Source organism: Parendozoicomonas haliclonae (genome assembly GCF_900174585.1).
Taxonomy (GTDB): domain Bacteria; phylum Pseudomonadota; class Gammaproteobacteria; order Pseudomonadales; family Endozoicomonadaceae; genus Sansalvadorimonas; species Sansalvadorimonas haliclonae.
In genome coordinates this window covers 229555-248681 of the sequence record NZ_FWPT01000002.1, presented here as the reverse complement: position 1 = coordinate 248681, position 19127 = coordinate 229555, and the positions used below count along the sequence as shown (strand labels likewise).

The following is a 19127-nucleotide window of genomic DNA, read 5'->3' as shown; positions in this document are numbered from 1 at the left end:
ACAAATTTTCTCAACGTTATAATTAAATAACCCAGTGATTAGGTACTACGGTGCATTAAGGCAATATGCTGTTCACTCATGTTGAAAAATAGAAGACAAGAATAGACTGTTTGTTACAGTTTGGTAGCGGCAAATTTAAGCTGACTTCTAAAACCTGTCCTTGATCGACTTGAAGATATCAGACGTGTACGACTACTTTTCTCCAAGCAATGGTTATTGGCGAGCTTTGAGGGGAATGTGTGCAGTACGCCATTGGTGGAATAGCGGCTCTCTTGCCCGGAGATGAAGACCGGTCTGATCAGGCTTTAAATAATAGATCCAAATGGAACTGTTTATCTAATTCAAATATTTATAGTGTTGATCGCTGTATTCGCGATTGCCCGCCGAATCGTATACCAGACCACTTGTCTGATAAGGACATGTTTCAACTCTGGAGCCAATACGGGAAACGTGCTGGCTGGCTGGAAAATTATGATCACTTTGATGCTGGCTTTTTCCAGCTATCAGATGCAGAAGCCACGGGGATGGATCCTCGGCAAAGGCTTATGCTGCAGACGGCCTACCATGCTCTTGAGCAGAGTGGACTAACTAATACTGCTCTTACGGACTGCAAAACCGGTGTCTTTGTCGGTGCCAGTCAGGATGATTTTTCTTGCTGTTTAGCCGGATCAAAGGAACAACAACCATTTCTGAACCCGGATGCCAAACCGGTTACGGGGGATAACCGGGCGATGTTGGCAGGGCGTATAGCCCATGCGCTCAATCTCAGTGGTATGGCCTGTGTTGTTGATACTGCCAGTTCATCAGGTCTAAGTGCGCTGGCGTTGGCCTGTCGGTCACTGCAGGCCGGAGAGTGCGATCAGGCCTTGGTTGGTAGCGTACAGCTCAATCTTGATCCATTGTACACCTGTCGTCTTGGGCTGGCCGGAATGTTGTCTCCTAAAGGCCGCTGTGCCAGTTTTTCTACTCAAGCCGATGGTTATGTACGCGCAGAAGGATGCATTGCATTAGTGCTAATGCCTCTGGAGCGGGCACTGGCAGAAAAACGGCCCATAAACGGGATCATACGCGGCTTGGCCACCAACCATGATGGTCGTACAAAAATTCCCACGTCTCCCGATCAGGCGGCACAACAAGCCGTTATTCAGCAGGCACTGACGGATGCGGGCTGTCTGCCGGAGGATATTGGTTATCTTGAAACCCATGGTTCCGGCACCCCAGTTGGGGATCCGATTGAACTCGCGGCGCTGCAACAGGTGTTCAGTCATAGCGAAGCTGCAAGGGGACATGCATTACCTCTGGGAGCGGTGAAAGCGCAGATCGGTCATACGGAAGCCGTAGCCGGTTTGGCAGGCCTGGTGCATGCTCTTGCTGTCTTAAAGAGCCATGAGAGACCTGCATCTGCACTGGACGCATCACATTCCCTGTTAGCGGGTGGTGATTATCCGGGGCTACAGCTCTCACAAACGCCAATAGTCTGGGGTGCGGGAAACAAACTGGCGGGTGTCAGCGCCTTTGGTATCAGTGGTACCAATGTTCATGTCATTGTTGAGGCGGCACAGTCTGAATCTGATACCGTGGTTCCTTCTCAGGCGCCTGCCCAGGATAAAGACGATAACGAAATTCTTCTTCCTGTCTCAGCCAAAACCCCAGAGGCTTTGAAGCAGCAGCTGGATAATATCCAACATTGGCTGCTTCAAAACCCAACCATCTCTCTGCAGGATGTCATGTACACTCTGGCCGTAGGTCGAGAGTCATTTGACTGCCGTGTATTAATTACGGGGCGCAATCGGGAGGAGTTGCTTGAGCAGCTTTCCCGCTATCAAAATCCGCAGTTGCTGCATCCACCGCATGATGTGCCGGCGGTAAAAGACCAACGATCAAACTCTCTGCAAGCGCTGGCTGCCAATTGGCGGGATGGTCATTCTGTAGACTGGACGCTGGCTTTGGATTCGGGGCGCATTGTGTCTCTGCCGGGGTATCCGTTTCAGACTCGGGCATTTCCCACACCATCACTGCAGAGGCGTCCTTCCGAACAACAATGGCAGGCACCAATACTCCTGTCCCACGATGAAATCTCCGCGAACGTACTCACGATTTGTGCCTCCGTTCTTGGTATTGATCGCAATGACTTGAAACCCGACATAGCACTTAGGGATCAGGGCTTATCATCCATACTGACCCAGGTGTTACATCAGAAGCTGGAATCCCTCTGTGCCGGGACTCTTCCTAAAACACTGTTGTTTAATTACCAAACCCCCGCAGCTGTGATTGGTTACCTGCAGAAAACAGGTGTATCACCATCAACTAAAGAGACGAATCAACAGGTAAAGGATGAGCGGATTGCCATTGTAGGCATCGGTTGTCGTTTTCCCGGAAGTATTAATAACCCAGAACAATTCTGGGAGCTGCTGATCTCCGGAAAGGATGGTATCGAGCCCTTAACCAATCAGCGCTGGGCAGCATCATTCAACCGGGAGCTGCCTCAAGGTGCCGGGCTGCTCGATGATATCAGCCATTTTGACGCAGCCGCATTTGGTATACCGGAATCCGCCCTTGAAGAGATGGATCCACAAATGGCGGTGCTGTTTCAAGTGGTACAGCAGGCGCTGACTGATGCAGGGCTTACGCGTGACCAGTTACGGGGTAGCCGGACCGGTGTGTTTATCGGCATCAGCAGCAACGAGCATCTGTCCCGTCGTATGCAGGGGGATATAACCGCCAACACCCTGCTTTTTACTGCACACAGTGCGATGGTCGGCCGATTGTCGTACTGGCTGGATCTGCACGGGCCGAATCTGGCGATTGATACTGCCTGTTCCTCCTCATTGGTTGCCATCCATAAAGCCTGCCAGAGCCTGAGAGCTGGCGAGTGTGATCTGGCAATTGCCGGTGGCGTTAATCTGCTGCTGGACCCTGCAACAACCTTTTATTACCAAAAACTAGGAGTGCTATCACCAACATCCCGGTGTCGTACATTTTCTACCGAGGCCGATGGTTATGTCCGTGCCGAGGGGAGCGGTATTGTCATACTGACCCGGTGCAATAACGCTGGAGTAGAAACGGCGCTACACACACAGGCACCCAGAGGGTTTATTGCAGGCAGTGCGGTGAACCATGATGGCTACAGTCAGGGGATGACTGCACCGAACGGACTGGCACAACAAGCGGTTATCCACTCGGCTTTGCAACAGGCTGGCTGCGGGGCAGGGGATATCGGCTATGCCGAGGCTCATGGAACGGGAACCGCTTTAGGAGACCCGGTAGAAGTAGAAGCATTGAATGCCGTGTATGGTCAAGGCCGAGATGCAGACCGTCCATTGTTGCTGGGGGCGGTGAAAAGCAATATCGGTCACACGGAATCCGCAGCGGGTGTCGCCGGTTTAATCAAGGTCGTGCTGGCCCTTGAGCATGGCGAACTGCCCGCTAACCTGAACAGTCAACCGCTGTCGTCCGCTATTCCGTGGGAGGAGCTGTCTCTCAAGGTTGTCAGTGAGAACCAGCCCGGCCCTGCCTCTCGCTGGGCCTGCGTCAGTTCCTTTGGCTTCAGTGGTACCAATGCCCATGCCATTATTCAAAGGGCTTCTATTGAAGAAGGCCAGTCTCAGGCTATTGTTCGACCTTATTCCCCCCCTGTTGTAACAGCCTCTGATGCTGTTCCCGAACTGGGCTGGAAGCCTCTTGGTGTGTCTTTCGATAGTCATCCACCGTCGCTTTATAACCTGAGCTGGGAGCTTTGCGGTGAGGCCGGGCCTTGGCCGAGTGAAATGGATTTGTCCATTTCAGAAGAGAATGATCATCTGGTTATCTGGACGCTGTCCGGCACTCGCGACACCGCCCGTCAGCAGGTTATGGCGGCCATCGACAAAGCTCTGGCAATGCTGCAGATGGCCATCAAGCGGCAAGAACCCTCCCAGCCTTTAGTCTGGTTACTGACAGAAGACGATAACGAAGCCTCAAGGTTGATGGTGGCTGCCCTGCAGGGGCTGTCCCGGGTCTTTGTGGCTGAGCACTCCGAGCAGAGCTTTTACTGCATCACGGTTGCACATAATCAAGGGGCTATAGAGGCGTGTCTGAAGGATAGGCCTGCCGAGTCGGTTGTTATCTGGAAAGAGAACGGTTTCCACGGTTTGCGGTTGCGCTCGGCCTCACCCGAATTTGGCCTCGAAACGCAACAGCGGAAGCTCATCATTCAGCAGCCGGGGCAGCTGGGCGGCTTTGGCATTACCTCCTCACCTCGCCAATCTCCGGAAGCTGGCGAGGTGGAAATTGCTGTCCGCTGTGCCGGGCTGAACTTTCGTGATGTCATGAATATTCTGGGGCTCTATCCCGGTGAGGCGGGAGAGCCGGGTCTGGAAGTCTCGGGTACAGTTTCCCGGGTTGGAGAGGGCTGTCAGCGCCTGAAGTCCGGTGATGCCGTTTACGGTCTGGCTCCCGGTGGCTTCTCTCAGTACACGACCACGAACGAGCAATACCTGTGCCGGAAAGGGGAATGGCTTGATTATTCCCAGGCGGCCGGCATTCCGGTTGTCTGGTTAACGGCCTGGCATGCACTGGTGACACTCGGCAATCTTCAGGCTGGGGAGACGGTGTTAATACACTGTGCTGCCGGTGGTGTCGGGATGGCCGCAGTGCAAATCGCCCGTTTCCGTGGCGCGCGCGTGATCGCAACAGCCAGTGCCAGGAAGTGGGATGCTTTGCGGGAAATGGGAGTCGAGCATCTGTTCAGCTCACGAGATACCGGTTTTTATCAGGGTATTCGGGAGTTGTTTCCAGATAATGGCGAGTCTGGAGTTGACCTGATTCTCAACAGCCTGACTGGCGATATCCTTGATCGCAGCCTCGACCTGCTCACTGCCCAGGGCACCTTTATTGAGTTGGGCAAGGTTGACATCCGATCTGCAGAATGGCTGGCTGAACACTATCCGGAAATCAGCTATCACCACTTCGATCTTATGTCTGTGGCTGCTGCCAATCCCGATCATATAACCGCCACCTTGCAACACCTGAACGGTCTCTTTGAACAAAAGGTGTTCCAGCCTCTGCCGGTTCAGACGTTTCCACTGTCCGATAGCGAAAAGGCTTTGCGCTTTATGGCTGGTGCTCACCATATCGGGAAACTGGTGCTTGAGAATGATCTCGGTAGCTCCAGGTCATCTATTCAAACAACATCCGAGCCAATAGCTCTCTCGCCCCATGCTGAAGAGATAATTGTGATCTCCGGGGGAACCGGGGCCATGGGAATACATCTCGCCGGTTGGTTACGGACTCAGGTCTCAGCCACATTACTGCTGGTTGGACGAAAGCCACTGACATCGAAACAACAATCGCTGCTGGGCCAATGGCAGACTGATGCAGACAGAAAATCCGATAGCAAAGCTGCGACTAAAGCATCAGTACGATTCTGGCAGGGAGATATTTCCAGTCCCGAAATCGCGGATGCCCTGTGTGATGAAATCCGGCCCCAAGGCAGGGTGATTGCGGTCTACCATCTGGCCGGCGTTATAGAAGATTGTGCTCTGATAAAAGCCAATCCGGAACAATTTGAACGGGTGATGGCCGGAAAGGTATGGGGCGCCTGGAATCTGCATCATAGATTGGTCAGGTATTGGCCTGCCGCGAATCTAGTGTTGTTCTCATCGGTCTCCGGGCTCTTTGGCATTCCGGGACAGGGGAGCTACGTCACCGCAAACGCGAGCTTGGAAGGTCTTGCTAACCTGCGCAGGGCACAGAGTCTTCCAGTACAGATTATCTATTGGGGACACTGGGCTGGTACTGGAATGGCTAGTGATATGACGGAATCCCAGTGGCACTACATCCATCAGCAGGGGTTGCAGGCGTTAGATCCTGATCAGGCCTTGGACGCATGGGAACCGGTGTTAGCCCAACCGGAACAGTCGACAAGTGTCGCCATTCTCTCTCTCGATCTGCAGTCGGATAAGGTCACGGCGCTTCCATTGATCAAGCCACTCTTACCTGAAGAGGTGAGTTCAGAGGCTAAGGCACTTAGCTGTTCTGATAAAGGTGGTGAAAAGGGTGATCAGGATAATCAACAGGCGATAGAGCCAACCCGTGAGCACCTGCAGCAACTCATTATCTCCGGCTTGCAGCGCATTTTACCCGGTGGTGCCAGCCATCTGGATATGGGGCGCCCTTTGGAAGGTCAAGGGCTTGATTCCTTGCTGGGGGTGGAATTCAGGCGTTATCTCAACAACAAGCTGGCGCTTAATCTGCCTGCATCTCTGTTATTTGATTACCCAACTATCAAGACTCTGATTGACCACCTGATGGAAACGTTGGACAGCCAGTCTGATAACAGGGGAGCAAGTGATAGCCCTTCACCCGACGCTATCAAAGGTAAGAAAGATGCGATTGCCATTATCGGGATGGGTTGTCGCTTTCCGGGAGGTGTAACCAGCCCGGAGCAGTTCTGGCAGTTGCTTGAGCAGGGTACTGATGCAATCACCAGCATTCCTGATCGGGGATGGGAGCCAGAAGCCTTCTATAGCCACGAAGCAGGAACACCGAGTCGTATGATCTGCCGAGCTGGTGGTTTTCTCGATCATATATACGACTTTGATAATGAGTTCTTTGAAGTACTGCCGAAAGAGGCCACGTATCTGGACCCAAGGCTTCGGTTGTTTATGGAGGTGGCCTGGGAGGCTCTTCAACGGGCCGGGCAAACCTGTACCGGGCTGCTCAACAGCATGACATCCGTTTATGCCGGCTTTTGCGGCAGTGAGTATCAGAGTACCGTGATGGCCGATGCTGACACGATTACCCCGTATTCACTTCTGGGCACCTCGTTCAGTGCCATGGCCGCAAGACTCTCTTACTGGCTGGGCTTGAATGCCGCCAATCTCGCCATAGATACAGCCTGTTCCTCATCGTTGGTTGCCGTTGATCTGGCCTGCCAAAGCCTGTTACAGGGGCATGCCGATCTAGCGATCGCCGGGGGCGCTAACCTGATTCTGGGGCCTGAGAGCAGTATTTATTTCAGCCAGCTTAAGGCGTTGTCCCCCACAGACCGTTGCCACAGTTTTGGCGATAAAGCTGATGGTTATGTTCGGGCAGAGGGCTGTGGGGTTGTGGTACTCAAGCGGTTGTCACAAGCGTTGGCGGATGGCGACAGGGTTGATGGCGTTATCCGTGCAACCGCTGTCAATCATGATGGCCAAAGCCAGGGACCAACCGCTCCTAATGGCAGAGCACAATCCCGGTTGTTGCAATCCGCCCTGCAGAGCGCCGGGGTAAATGCAGAGCAAGTGGCTTATATAGAAGCCCATGGTACGGGCACGCCCCTCGGCGATCCCGTTGAAACCAATGCGCTGGCGGATGTGTTTGCCTCACCTGATAAAAGTCTGCTGATCGGCTCGGTGAAAAGTAATATCGGCCATACCGAGGCGGCGGCCGGTATTGCAGGGCTGATCAAAACGGTTCTTTGTCTTCAGAAGCGTTATGTACCGCCGAGCTTAAATGCTCAGCAGGTCAATCCTCGCTGCACGGCACTACTCCCTCACTCGGATAACGGTGAGGAAAAACCACCTTCCTTAAAAGTTGTCACGGCAGGCACGTCTCTGCCCGATGCAGATCAGCCGGTTCTGGCAGGGGTCAGCGCGTTTGGTTTCAGCGGTACCAATGCCCACGTTTTGGTGGAGTCACCGCCACATAACAAACAGAGTGAGCAACCTTCATTTGCGGAAACGGTTCTGATCATTCTCTCTGCGAAAACACCGCGGGCGCTGATGATGCAGGCGGTAAACCTGCAGCAGTATATTGATGAATATCCAGCGACCAACCTTGAACAACTGGCCCATAGTCTGGCCCTGACCCGAGACGGTTTTGCCTGGCGGCTGGCATTTCTTGCTGATTCGTTGGCGGATATCAATCAGAAGCTGGAGCAGTACCTGTCGCTGGTCCGTTCAGATTCAGCCCCGGATAAAACGACAGCGGTAACTGAAGATAAGTGGGATGGATTGTGGCAAAGCTCTCCAGAGTCGGATATGCCGGAAAGGCATCGGGATAATGTTCCGGTAGCGCCAAGTCTGGCCCTCACGACATTGGCTGACCTGTTTACCCAGGGGTATGATCTGGACTGGTCAGTAGTCTACCCAAACGTCCGGCGACCTCTTCTCAGACTGCCTGTCTATCCCTACAACAAAACAACCTTCCGCTTTCAGAGTCATCCCCAAAAACAGCCATCGTACAAACAACAAGCTGAGCCCCGACACCCGCAAGGCTTTCAGCTTAAAGGCCGCTGCTGGACACAATACCCACTGTCCGCAACGGATAGACCGGACGAGTTTCCCATTGATCAGGAAAACCAGCTGCTGGAGATTCTGAATCAACTGAGTGTGCGAGCTATTATGGAAGCGCTCCCCGTACTGGGCGTCGAAACCACACCCGGTTGCACATTTGATCCCGAAGTTTTCCCGGATCCATTGTCTGCTCATATACCCAGAAGGCGTCTCTACCGAAGGCTGTTGACGATTCTTCGTAACAACGGCTACTGCCTGCCGGTTGCGGATGGACATTCCTGGCAATGGCAGGAACCGCATCAGGCAGCCTCAGTTAATACCCTTATACCGGAACAACAGAAAAGCCATCCCGCCGTTCGACTGTTTAAACGATGTGCGCCACAGCTTGGACAGGTGTTAAGCGGTACTGTTGATCCTTTGTCGTTGGTTTTTCCTGATGGTGACAGTCAGGATGTTATGGGCATCTATCGGGATATGGCGACATCCAGGCTTATCAATCAGCAAGTGGCCCAGCAGGTTGCTGCATTGGCCCGAGGTTTGTCCGGCCCGGTTCGTATTCTTGAAATTGGAGCGGGAACCGGCAGTACCACAGAATCGGTACTGAGAGAGCTTGCAGACACGCCGGTTCACTACACCTTTACTGATATTGGCCAGCGTTTTGTCACCATGGCGAGGAGTAGCCTGATAGGACTGGATAACCCAAACCATCGGTTTACTTTTGAGACCCTTGATATCTCACAGAACCCAGCAGGCAGTCCGGTTAGCCAGCTAGGACCATACGACATTGTTATAGCTGTTAATGTCCTTCATGCGACACCGGATATTCAGCAGTGCCTGAAGCATATCCGTACTTTGTGCGCGCCTTCAGGCCAGTTCATTTTCGTGGAGATGCTGAAGCCGGTGCCCTGGCTTGATCTTATCTTTGGCCTGCTTGATGGCTGGTGGTGTTTTACTGACCACCCTCAGAGAACAGAGCATCCGTTGATTAACGCATCCCAATGGTTTGAGCAGCTGTCTGCGGCGGAGTTCCATGGGGGGCGTGTTGTACCTGTCCCCGGTTCAGGAGCCTTCCAGAAACTTTTAATGGCGTCGGCCAGCGATGTTGTTCTTCTCGGTGATCCAGAGCAGGGTGCCGATAAAGACACACGGCATTGGTTGTGTATTTGCAGCAGTGCTACTGATGTGAACGGGATAACGGGGCAACTCACAGCTTCTGGCGAATCCTGTGAGTGGCTACAGCTGGAGAGTGTGGCGAATGCCCAGAGCCTGATGGAACGGGCGCCCACAGATATTCTCTATTTCCCCGCTGTCGACGGCGAAGGGCTGCTGGAACAGGTTTGGTCTGCATGCGAACCACTATTAATCTTTCTCCGAAGGCTGCTGAAAGTAGAACATGATCTGGATTCGACAGCTGTTGAAGTTCGTTCATTCTGGATGATCACTCGGGGCGCGCAGCCTTTTGATGATGAAACCGTACCTGATTCACTATCGGCTTCTCTTGCATTGTCATGTACAGCTGGCCTGTTGCGGGCTATTCATCAGGAAATGCCGGAAATCCATTGTCGTCATCTGGATTTTTCCGCTGAGAGTTCACTTCCTCAGCAGAGGCCACAGCTTATAGAAACCATTCTCTCGGAATCGATTCTTTCAGAGCCAATGCTTATCCTGCACTGGCACAAGGGTGAGTGTTATCGCCTGACTATGGATTCTCTTCCTGCTGAAAGCCCCCGGGCTGTGACCCTGACTAAAAACGGCAGTTACCTGATAACCGGTGGCTTTGGTGCTGTTGGTCAGGCATGGATGGAGTATCTGGTAGAACACGGTGCCCGTACATTAATTCTGCTGGGGCGTAACTCTCCCTCACAGAGTGTTGAGAAGAGGCTGGCCAGCCTTCGAGCTGATGGGATAACGATTCATTGTGTTCATGGTGATATCGGCCAGCCGCAAACTCTTGCAGAATTGTTCAAAAAGGATTGGCTGCAGGCTGGAGACGGGCTGAAAGGAGTTATCCATGCGGCCGGTACTATACACGACATTACCCTTGCCGGCTTGAGCTGGGAGGTGATGGCGGATGTCCTGTCTGCCAAGGCACTGGGTGCTTGGCAGCTGCATCAACTGACATGTGGACGAGCACTGGACTTCTTTGTGCTGTGTTCGTCGGTCGTGACTGTTGCGGGAGGCCCGGGGCAGGGTGCCTATATCGCAGCCAATCTTCTGCTCGACACTTTGGCCGAATTCCGGATACGTTCAGGACTTCCTGCCTGCAGTCTTAATCTGCCCGTAATCCCTGATTTTGGGATGGCGGCTCGTCATCCTCCCCGTCCGGAAGCACTGGCTGCCTTTGCTCGGGATGGCGTCTATCCGATGCAGGCATCCAGCCTCTCGGTCTTGCTTGCACAAACCATGGCTCAGAGTCACTGTGGGCAGCTTATGGTTTATCCGGAGCCTGCGGCTTCTTCAGTGACAGCCGATGGTATCAAAACCGACACGAGACAAACCGGGATAGACGACAGTCGATCTAAAGATAAGCTGACCCGCAGCGAGCTTGATCGGCTGTTATGCCAGAGCCTTGGCTGGCCGGAGGATCATCAGCTATCCCCCCGACAATCTTTTCGAGAGATGGGTCTGGACTCTTTAGTCGCTGTGGAGATTCGCAGTCGGCTGATGAAGCGTGTTGGCCGCCCCCTGCCAATAAGTCTGCTTTATGACTTTCCAACCCCTGAGCGTCTGTATAGCTTTCTGACAGAGAACGCTGATGATCCCGCACCAAACAGCAAACCTTGCACATCGACTGCACCTGATCGGCGAATTGCCATTATTGGCATGGGATGTCGCTACCCGGGTGGGGCTGATAGCCCGGAAGAGTTTTGGGAGCTTTTAAAGTCAGGAACCGATGCGGTTGGCCCGGTACCGAAGTCGCGGCTGAACACGATGACCGGGACTGGCTTTAGTAATATCGAGGGTGGCTTCCTTGAAAACATCTATTTGTTTGATGCCGGCTTCTTTGGTATCGCCCCCGCTGAAGCCCGCGAGCTGGATCCTCAACTGTTTGTGATGATGCAAACGGCCTGGAATGCCCTCGAACGGGCGGGACAGCGGCGTGAAACACTTTATGGCAGTGATACCGGCGTCTGGATCGGGCTCTATGCCAATGGTCATCAGGGGCGGATGCTGAACCTTCCGGACAGCGCAATAAACGCGACCAATCTTATAAACAGTGAACACAGCGCAATGGTTGGCAGGTTGTCGTATAGCCTGGGGCTACAGGGTCCCAATATGCCAATCAATACCGGTTGTTCCTCGTCTCTGGTTGCTATTCATCAAGCCTGTTTGGGGTTGCTGAATGATGATTGTTCCCTTGCTGTTGCCGGTGGGGTCAGTCTGATTGAGCGGCCTGGGCATTATCCGATGCTCGCGCGTATGAATGTACTCTCCCCTCGTTTCCGCTGTCGTCCTTTTGCTGCTGATGCGGATGGCTTTGTCCCCGCCGAGGGCTGCGGCATGGTGGTGCTTAAGCGGCTGGAAGATGCACGCAGAGACGGTGATCCTGTACTGGCAGTTATTAGCGCCAGTGCTATCAATCAGGATGGTCACTCCCAGGGACCAACTGCCCCCAATGGTGAGGCGCAGATTCAACTGCTCCGTAAAACCCTGAAACGTACTGGCCTTGAGGGCAGTGATATTGATTATATGGAGGCCCATGGCACCGGAACCCGGCTGGGTGATCCTCTTGAAGCCCGCGCAGTCGGTGAAGTTTATGGCCGAGGCCGCCGGGATTCCGAGCTGCTATGGATGGGGTCTGCAAAAGGCAATATTGGCCATAGTGAGGCTGCAGCGGGTGTAGCCGGTGTTATCAAGACAGTACTCGCCATGAACCATGGCAGTATTCCAGCATCCCTGCACTGTTCGGAACTTAGCCCCGAGATTCCCTGGCATTCTCTCAATCTGACTGTTCCCCGAGAACAAATCCCCTGGCCGGTTAACACCAAAGATAAACGACGAGCGGCTGTCAGTGCGTTTGGTATCAGTGGTACGAATGCCCATCTTATCCTTGAGGAGCCTGATCATGAGTGAAAGATGGTGGGGGCAAACTCCTCAGGGGGAAGAGCGGGTGCCAGTGTTGGTCTCCGCATTCAGTCGTGCTGCACTTGCCGAGTGGGCCGGAAGATTATTGGAATTCTGTCGTCAGGAAACGGAGTTATCTGTCGTGCAGTTTGCGAGCACCTTGGCACGCACACGATCAACAATGCCCTGGCAGGCTCTTTTTTTTGCAGGTGATCGGGAGGAATTAATTAACCTTCTGGAGGTGCTCTCCTCTCAACCTGAAGATCAGTATCCCCCTGAACTCCGGGTGGCTAACCAGCCAATCTACCCAGAGGATATGGCTGAAAGCTGGCAGACCTTTTTGCAAAAATTAAACCCCGGCAATGCTCAGGAAAATTGCGAGGCACTGGTTCAACGTGTGTTTTCTGGTGCCGGTCTTGAGTCTGAGCATTTATACGGCAATGAACGGATGAATCTGACCGGGTTGCCGCTTTATCCATTACAGACACAGGATTTCTCTCCCGCGTCATTATCATCGCCGGATGCGGATGTTGATCCCGGTGTTGATACAAATAGCGCCCCCATGCTCTACAGCATCAGCTGGCAGCCCTATACCTCAGCCACACCAGACCAGGCGGCCAGTGAGATCTGGTACTTACATGGTACACTGAGTGCCCGTCTGAAACCCCTGTTGTCGAAAAAAGGACAACAGGCATCGCTTATAGAACAGGTGGGTGATGCATTCTCAGACCTGGCGCCAACCGGTCATCTGCTTATCTCCCTGCCGGAAACAGAACCTGCTCTGGCGCAGGTTTGGGAATATTTTCAGCAGCTTCAAGGTATTGGCCAGCGGCTTCAGAGTGGCCAACGTGCTTGCCAATCAATCACTCTGCTAACGGGTGGAAGCGAGGAAACCCTTAGTGACACTCTGATATCGGGCCTTTTGGGCGGTCTGCTGCCTTCACTCAAAAAAGAGTGGCCGGATCTACCGATACGCCTGCTGCAGCTTGGCTCTTCATGGGATATCGATAGCCAGAAGATATTGCTTTGGTCCGCACTCTGTGGATCGGCATCCTCCCCTATGGTACTGCGTCTGCGGGGCGATCAATTGCAGGCCATGAACGGACAGGTAATAAATAACCCTGCTGAGTCCCAGAGCCGCTCGCATTCCACCCGTTCAGGAAGCATTGTGATTACCGGTGCTTTTGGGGGGATGGGGCAATATCTGGTTTCCTGGGCCATCAAACAGGACTATCAGCGGATCGTTTTGTTAAGTCGAAACAGTCAATCCGATGCTAATCAATGTCTTCTGGCCCGCTGGAAGGAGCAGGTAAAAGACGATTGTGTACTGGTTGCTCTGACAGGTGATGTCAGTGATGACCGTCTACCAGAACAACTGTTGGCCGCCTGTGATGGTTACCCGTTGTCGTTGATTATCCACGGTGCCGGCGTTTTGCGGGATGCCCTGTTTGAAAATCAGACAAAGGATGATTGGCAGGCAGTCACCGGGGCCAAGGTGGAAGGGGCTCTGATGCTGACACGTCTCCAGGCACTATCGGAGGGTGAAAGAGCCAATAAAGAGTGTCATCTTTTGCTTTGTTCATCAGTCTGTTCCCTGGTGGGCAACGTCGGGCAAACGGTTTATGGGGCAGCAAATGGCGGGCTGGATGGTCTGGCTGAATACCTGAGCGCGAATGGACATTCAGCGGTTTCGATCAACTGGGGAATATGGCAGGGAACCGGTATGGTCCGGGATGCTGCTTCAGAGTTGTCCGGAGTGTTGCCATCAAAACCGGAGCAGATGCTGGCCGCTTTGGATAGGTGTTTGATAGCGCTGGAACAAGGGAATCTGCCTTCCCATCTGGCTATTGCCCGTTTCACTGATGAACAACCGTTTCAAGCGCTCCTAGGTCCACAGCCTCAAAATATCGAGCCCGCAAGGGAGGTTGTTTCGGATCACACATTACAGACGGATCTGGCCAACTGCTTTCTGGATCAGGCTACAGCTCTGTTGGGGCTAGAGCGGCAAGAACTGACAATTAAAGACGCCCTGTTTGACCGGGGGCTGACGTCATTGACAGCGGTTGAGCTGGCTAATCGTGTGGGACAGGCTTTTGGCCTGACTATTCCACCCGCCTGGGTCATAGGCTCCCGTAATATAGAGGCTCTGTCCCGCCGGTTAGTACCTTTGGCGCAGGCTACAACCAGAACTGCCAAATCTCCAGAGACACTTCAATCACAACCAGAGCCAGCCCAGCCGAAAGAGGTTCTTTCTACAGATACGATTCCCCCCGGTGCTATTGCCATTATCGGGGCTTCATGTCGTTTGCCCGGTAACGTTGATTCATTAGATGACCTGTGGCGTTTATTGGAAGAGGGGCGGGATACTGTCGGCGACATTCCGGCAGACCGGTGGGATAGCAACAGTCACTATGACCCGGAAGGGAAGGCTCCCGGAAACAGCTGGTGCCGCAGGGGTTCCTTTATTGAAAATCCGGAAATGTTTGACGCCGCCTTTTTCGGGATTTCCCCTCGGGAAGCCGAGAAATTGGACCCCATGCAGAGGTTGCTGCTGGAGCAGTGCTGGCATGCGCTGGAACATGCGGGCCTCTCCCCAGACCATCTGGAAGGCACACGAACCGGGGTGTATATCGGCATTGGCTCCAGTGATTACCATGAGCGGCTGGTCGCTGAGAATGCTGTCAACCATTCGGTACAGGACACCTATGATCTGACCGGAAGCCAGCAAAGCTTTTCCGCCGGCCGGCTCTCTTGGCACCTTGGTCTGCAGGGGCCAAGCTTGACGGTCGAAACCGCCTGCTCGTCATCCTTGGTAGCGCTTCATCTGGCGGTGCAGGCGTTGCGCGGTGGGGAGTGTGACCAGGCGCTGGTGGCGGGTGTGCAGTTAATGTTTAACCCGGATCACTTTGTCACCCTGACCCATGCCCGGACTATCGCACCGGACGGACTCTGCAAAGCGTTTGCCGAGAACGCTGATGGCTATGGGCGTGGAGAAGGCTGTGCTGTTGTCGTTCTGCGTCGGGCCGATCTTGTTCGCAGTGATCATCCAATATTGACCCCGATGTTGGCAATGATACGTGGCAGTGCGATCAACCATGACGGACGCAGCAATGGTTTGACCGTCCCCTGTGCGGAGGCACAGGAGCTGGTGTGCCGGGAGGCTCTGGTTAATTCCGGTTTGTCGCCGGCTGATATTCATTATATCGAGGCCCATGGTACTGGTACGGCATTGGGGGATCCGATTGAAGCCTCAGCCCTTCAGACCGTGTACGGTGAAGGGCGAGATATCCAGTCCCCCTTGTGGCTGGGGACGGTGAAAGCCAATCTTGGGCACTTGGAAGCGGGCGCAGGTCTGGCCGGAGTCCTGAAAGTGCTGGTGATGTTCCGTAATCAGCGTATTCCCGGGCAGATTCACTGCCAGCCTTTGAGTCAGCGTATCGACTGGAAGGACGGGTTGCAGGTACCAACAGTTAGCCAGCCGTTACCGCAACCAGCCCGGACCGGGGTGAGCTCCTTTGGCATGAGCGGTACCAATGCCCATATTATTCTGGAATCCGCGCAGGCTTCTGAGGAACTTCAGGCTGGTGGAAAGGATGATGAACGGCCATGGCCGCTGATTTTTTCGGCGCGCTCCCAGAATGCCTTGAAAGATTTGCTCCAGCAGTATGCGACACTTGCCGGAGATATTGGCATACACGCTCGGTTTACCCTGAGGGATCTGTGCTGGAATCTGGCCCAGACCCGGGCCTTGCTTAAGTGCCGTCGTGTTATTACTGCCAACAGCTGGCCTGAACTCTCTACAGAGCTTACTGCAAATCAGAGGCAGGCCGTTGAGCAAACGGATGATCCTGAAATTGTATGGCTGTTTACCGGGCAGGGCTCGCAGTATACCGGGATGGGGCAAAGCCTCTATGGCCGGGAGTCAGCATTCACGCAGGCCATTGATCAATGCGCTCAGCTTTTAGCGCCCCATTTCACTCTACCACTCACCGATCTGCTCTTTTCGGATGAACATAGTGGGCTGTTGAATCAGACCCGTTATACGCAACCGGCGTTGTTTGCGCTGGAGTATGCTCTGGCGCAGCAATGGCTGGTCTGGGGTATGAAACCGGATGTTTTGCTGGGTCACAGTGTGGGAGAAATTACCGCGGCCTGTGTAGCGGGATTGTTCAGTCTTGAGGATGCTATCACTCTGATCACCGCTCGCGGGCAATTGATGCAGGAGCTTCCGGTTGAGGGGCCACGGCAGGGCGGTATGGTTTCGGTTATGGCCGCAGAAGCGGATATTTTGCCGCTGTTGTCTGTGCCTGATGTTGTGATCGCAGCAGTTAATGGGCCGCAGCAGACTGTCGTTTCCGGCTCCCTGTCGGGTTTGGCTCAACTTCAGAATACACTCGAGTCCGGAGGCATCGATTACATCCCGCTGATGGTATCCCATGCCTTTCATTCGCCACTGATGGAACCCATGACAGCCAGGTTTCGGGAACATATTGGTGGAATACAGTTCTCTCAGCCTCGCTGGCCATTGATCTGCAATGTTACCGGTGAGCAAGCTGATGCGGAGATGGCCTCAATTGATTACTGGGTGCGCCATATCCTGTCCTCGGTACGTTTCTACGACAGTGTAAAAACGTTACTCGCGGGTAAGGAATCGGAAGCACAAAAGACACGGTTGTGGGTGGAAATGGGCCCCAAACCGGTGCTGATTAACCTGGTCAGAACTATTGTCGGCAGTGATTTCAACGCACTGGCCTGTCTTGATGGAAATGTCCCGGAGCAGGGGCGCGGATCACAACTGTGGCAGGGGTTTGTACAGTGGGTTGAGCAGGGGGGGGAACCTGACTGGAGCGGGGTGCTGGGAGAGGGGGCTGCACGTTTTATGAATCTGCCGCTCTATCCGTTCCAACGTAAATACTATAGTGCTCTACGTCCTCAGACTGTTGTTCAACAAGTCCCAAACATCCAACACGTTCAACCGATACAAGAAGTCCGCCAGCTGGATAAGCAGACGACGCCTCTTATCTATCAACACAGAGTTGGCGATCAGGTGGTTGTTCCGGGTGCCTGGTATATTGCCCAGACCATTGCACTTTTCTCCCGTGTCAGTGGGCAGAACAGCTTTGCACTGGAAGCTATAGAGTTTGACCATCCATTGTTGTTGCCTGATGACAGCAGCCGTCATCAGGTCATGCTTCATCTTAAGTCCGAAGGCGAACAGTGGCGATTCTCGGTTGAAAATGATGCTGGTGGGGTGTTCTGTCGAGGGAGGATTCTGGCGAATAAAGAGCCTTTGCCGTCGATAGATAACGATGCACTCAAAGCAAGCCAAGGCAACCCGTTACCGAAGAACGAGCTGGCTTACCGGCTAAAAAGGCAGGGGGTGAACTGGGGGGCGGACTGGTTTTGGTACCGTCAGGGCTGGCAGGAAAAAGCTGATAGTTGTCTGGTGGAAATGGCCAGACCGCAGAATGCGGGGGAAGAGCATACCCCTGTTGACAGTGCATTGATTGATAACCTGTTCAGTTGTGGCCAGCTCTGCCTGCCCAGTGTTGAGCAACGGGCTCTGGTGCCCTTTTCCGTAGAGCGGCTTCAGGTTTGTATCCCGGCGCAAAATAAATGTTTGTCGGAAGTACAGTCGTGTGATGGTGGCTTCTGCAATTACCAGCGGCTGAGCTACGCCCTGAAAGATGATGGCTCTGTTGAGGGTATGAACGCCCAACTGCAATTCTATGATCCTGCCGGACACTGCTGGCTGGCTATGGAGGGCATCACTGCACGACAGGCGACGGATGCTGCATTTAATGCCAGGCCTTCTTTGTCAGACCTCTGGTCACTGGTCTGGCAGCCTTTGTCGATACCATCTGTACATACCCGGAATGAGAGTGTTGATAGCCATTGCCGTGTAGTGGTAATCGGCGATAGTCGTCAACAGGCGGGTAACTCCATTACCCGACAACGTATTGTTGAGTCTTTCCAAAAGACCGGTATCCCCTGCACGTCATTTGATTTGGGGGAGTTGGCGCTTACCGGGGAAGACGGGAAATCCAGGTTGCGGCAGTGGCTTGTTGAAGATAATGGTCATCAGGATAGCGCGCCCCACATTCTCTTACTGGCTCCTGCCGATAATGTTCTCTCACGCTTTGTTCCGTTTTTGCCCCACCTTCTCGAAACCCTTTATGAATCTGTACAGCCTCCGACACTCTGGTTACTGACCTGCAATAACTGGGTCATTCCTGAAGAGAGACTGGCAGACGACAGTGCTGGTGAGATTCCTTATCCGGGGCAATCCCTGTTCTGGGGCATTGGCTCGGTTATGGCGCGGGAGCATCCAGAGTTGTGCTGCTATCTGGGGGATCTTGACACCCGTACCCCGAATGCCTCCCTTGCCCCCGTTGAACAACAGGTGCTGACCCTCTTCCGTGCCGCCATCAAGGATAAGGCACCGGAAACCCATTGGCTTTGGCGCGGGCAGCAGTGCTATGGCCTCCGGATGGCTGAACAGGACGGATCCGCTCCACCAGAGCCGGTACCGCAATTACATAAAAACGGCTTTTATCTGGTCACGGGTGGATTGGGCGATCTTGGGCTCAGCATACTGGAACGGATGGCCGATTGGGGAGCCGGTACTCTGGTAACGGTGAATCGCAACGCGCCCCGCTCTGAGGCTCAGGCGTTGATTGACAGGTTGTCTGGCAAAGGTGTGCGCGTTATCCCTCGGCAGGCCGATATCAGTGACCGCACCAGCCTTGAACGGCTACTGACGTTTATGGAGCAGGAGCATGGCCCGCTGCTAGGGGTTATCCA

Annotated in this window: 2 protein-coding genes (1 of these 2 running past the window's edge); both read left to right on the top strand. The window is 53.7% G+C overall.

Annotated elements, in window-relative coordinates; genetic code table 11:
• Nucleotides 1-239: 239 nt before the first annotated feature.
• Nucleotides 240-12332 carry an SDR family NAD(P)-dependent oxidoreductase gene (locus tag EHSB41UT_RS24325; protein WP_106408270.1) on the top strand — a complete coding sequence of 4031 codons (12093 nt, stop codon included), beginning with the start codon at nucleotides 240-242 and terminating at the stop codon, nucleotides 12330-12332.
• On the top strand, nucleotides 12325-19127 hold the start of the coding sequence (locus tag EHSB41UT_RS24320; protein ID WP_165767146.1) for a type I polyketide synthase. 16570 nt of this gene lie beyond the right edge of the window; 6803 of the gene's 23373 nt are visible here — the first part of the coding sequence; the start codon lies at nucleotides 12325-12327; its stop codon lies off the right edge, out of view. The genes EHSB41UT_RS24325 and EHSB41UT_RS24320 overlap by 8 nt, the downstream gene beginning before the upstream one ends.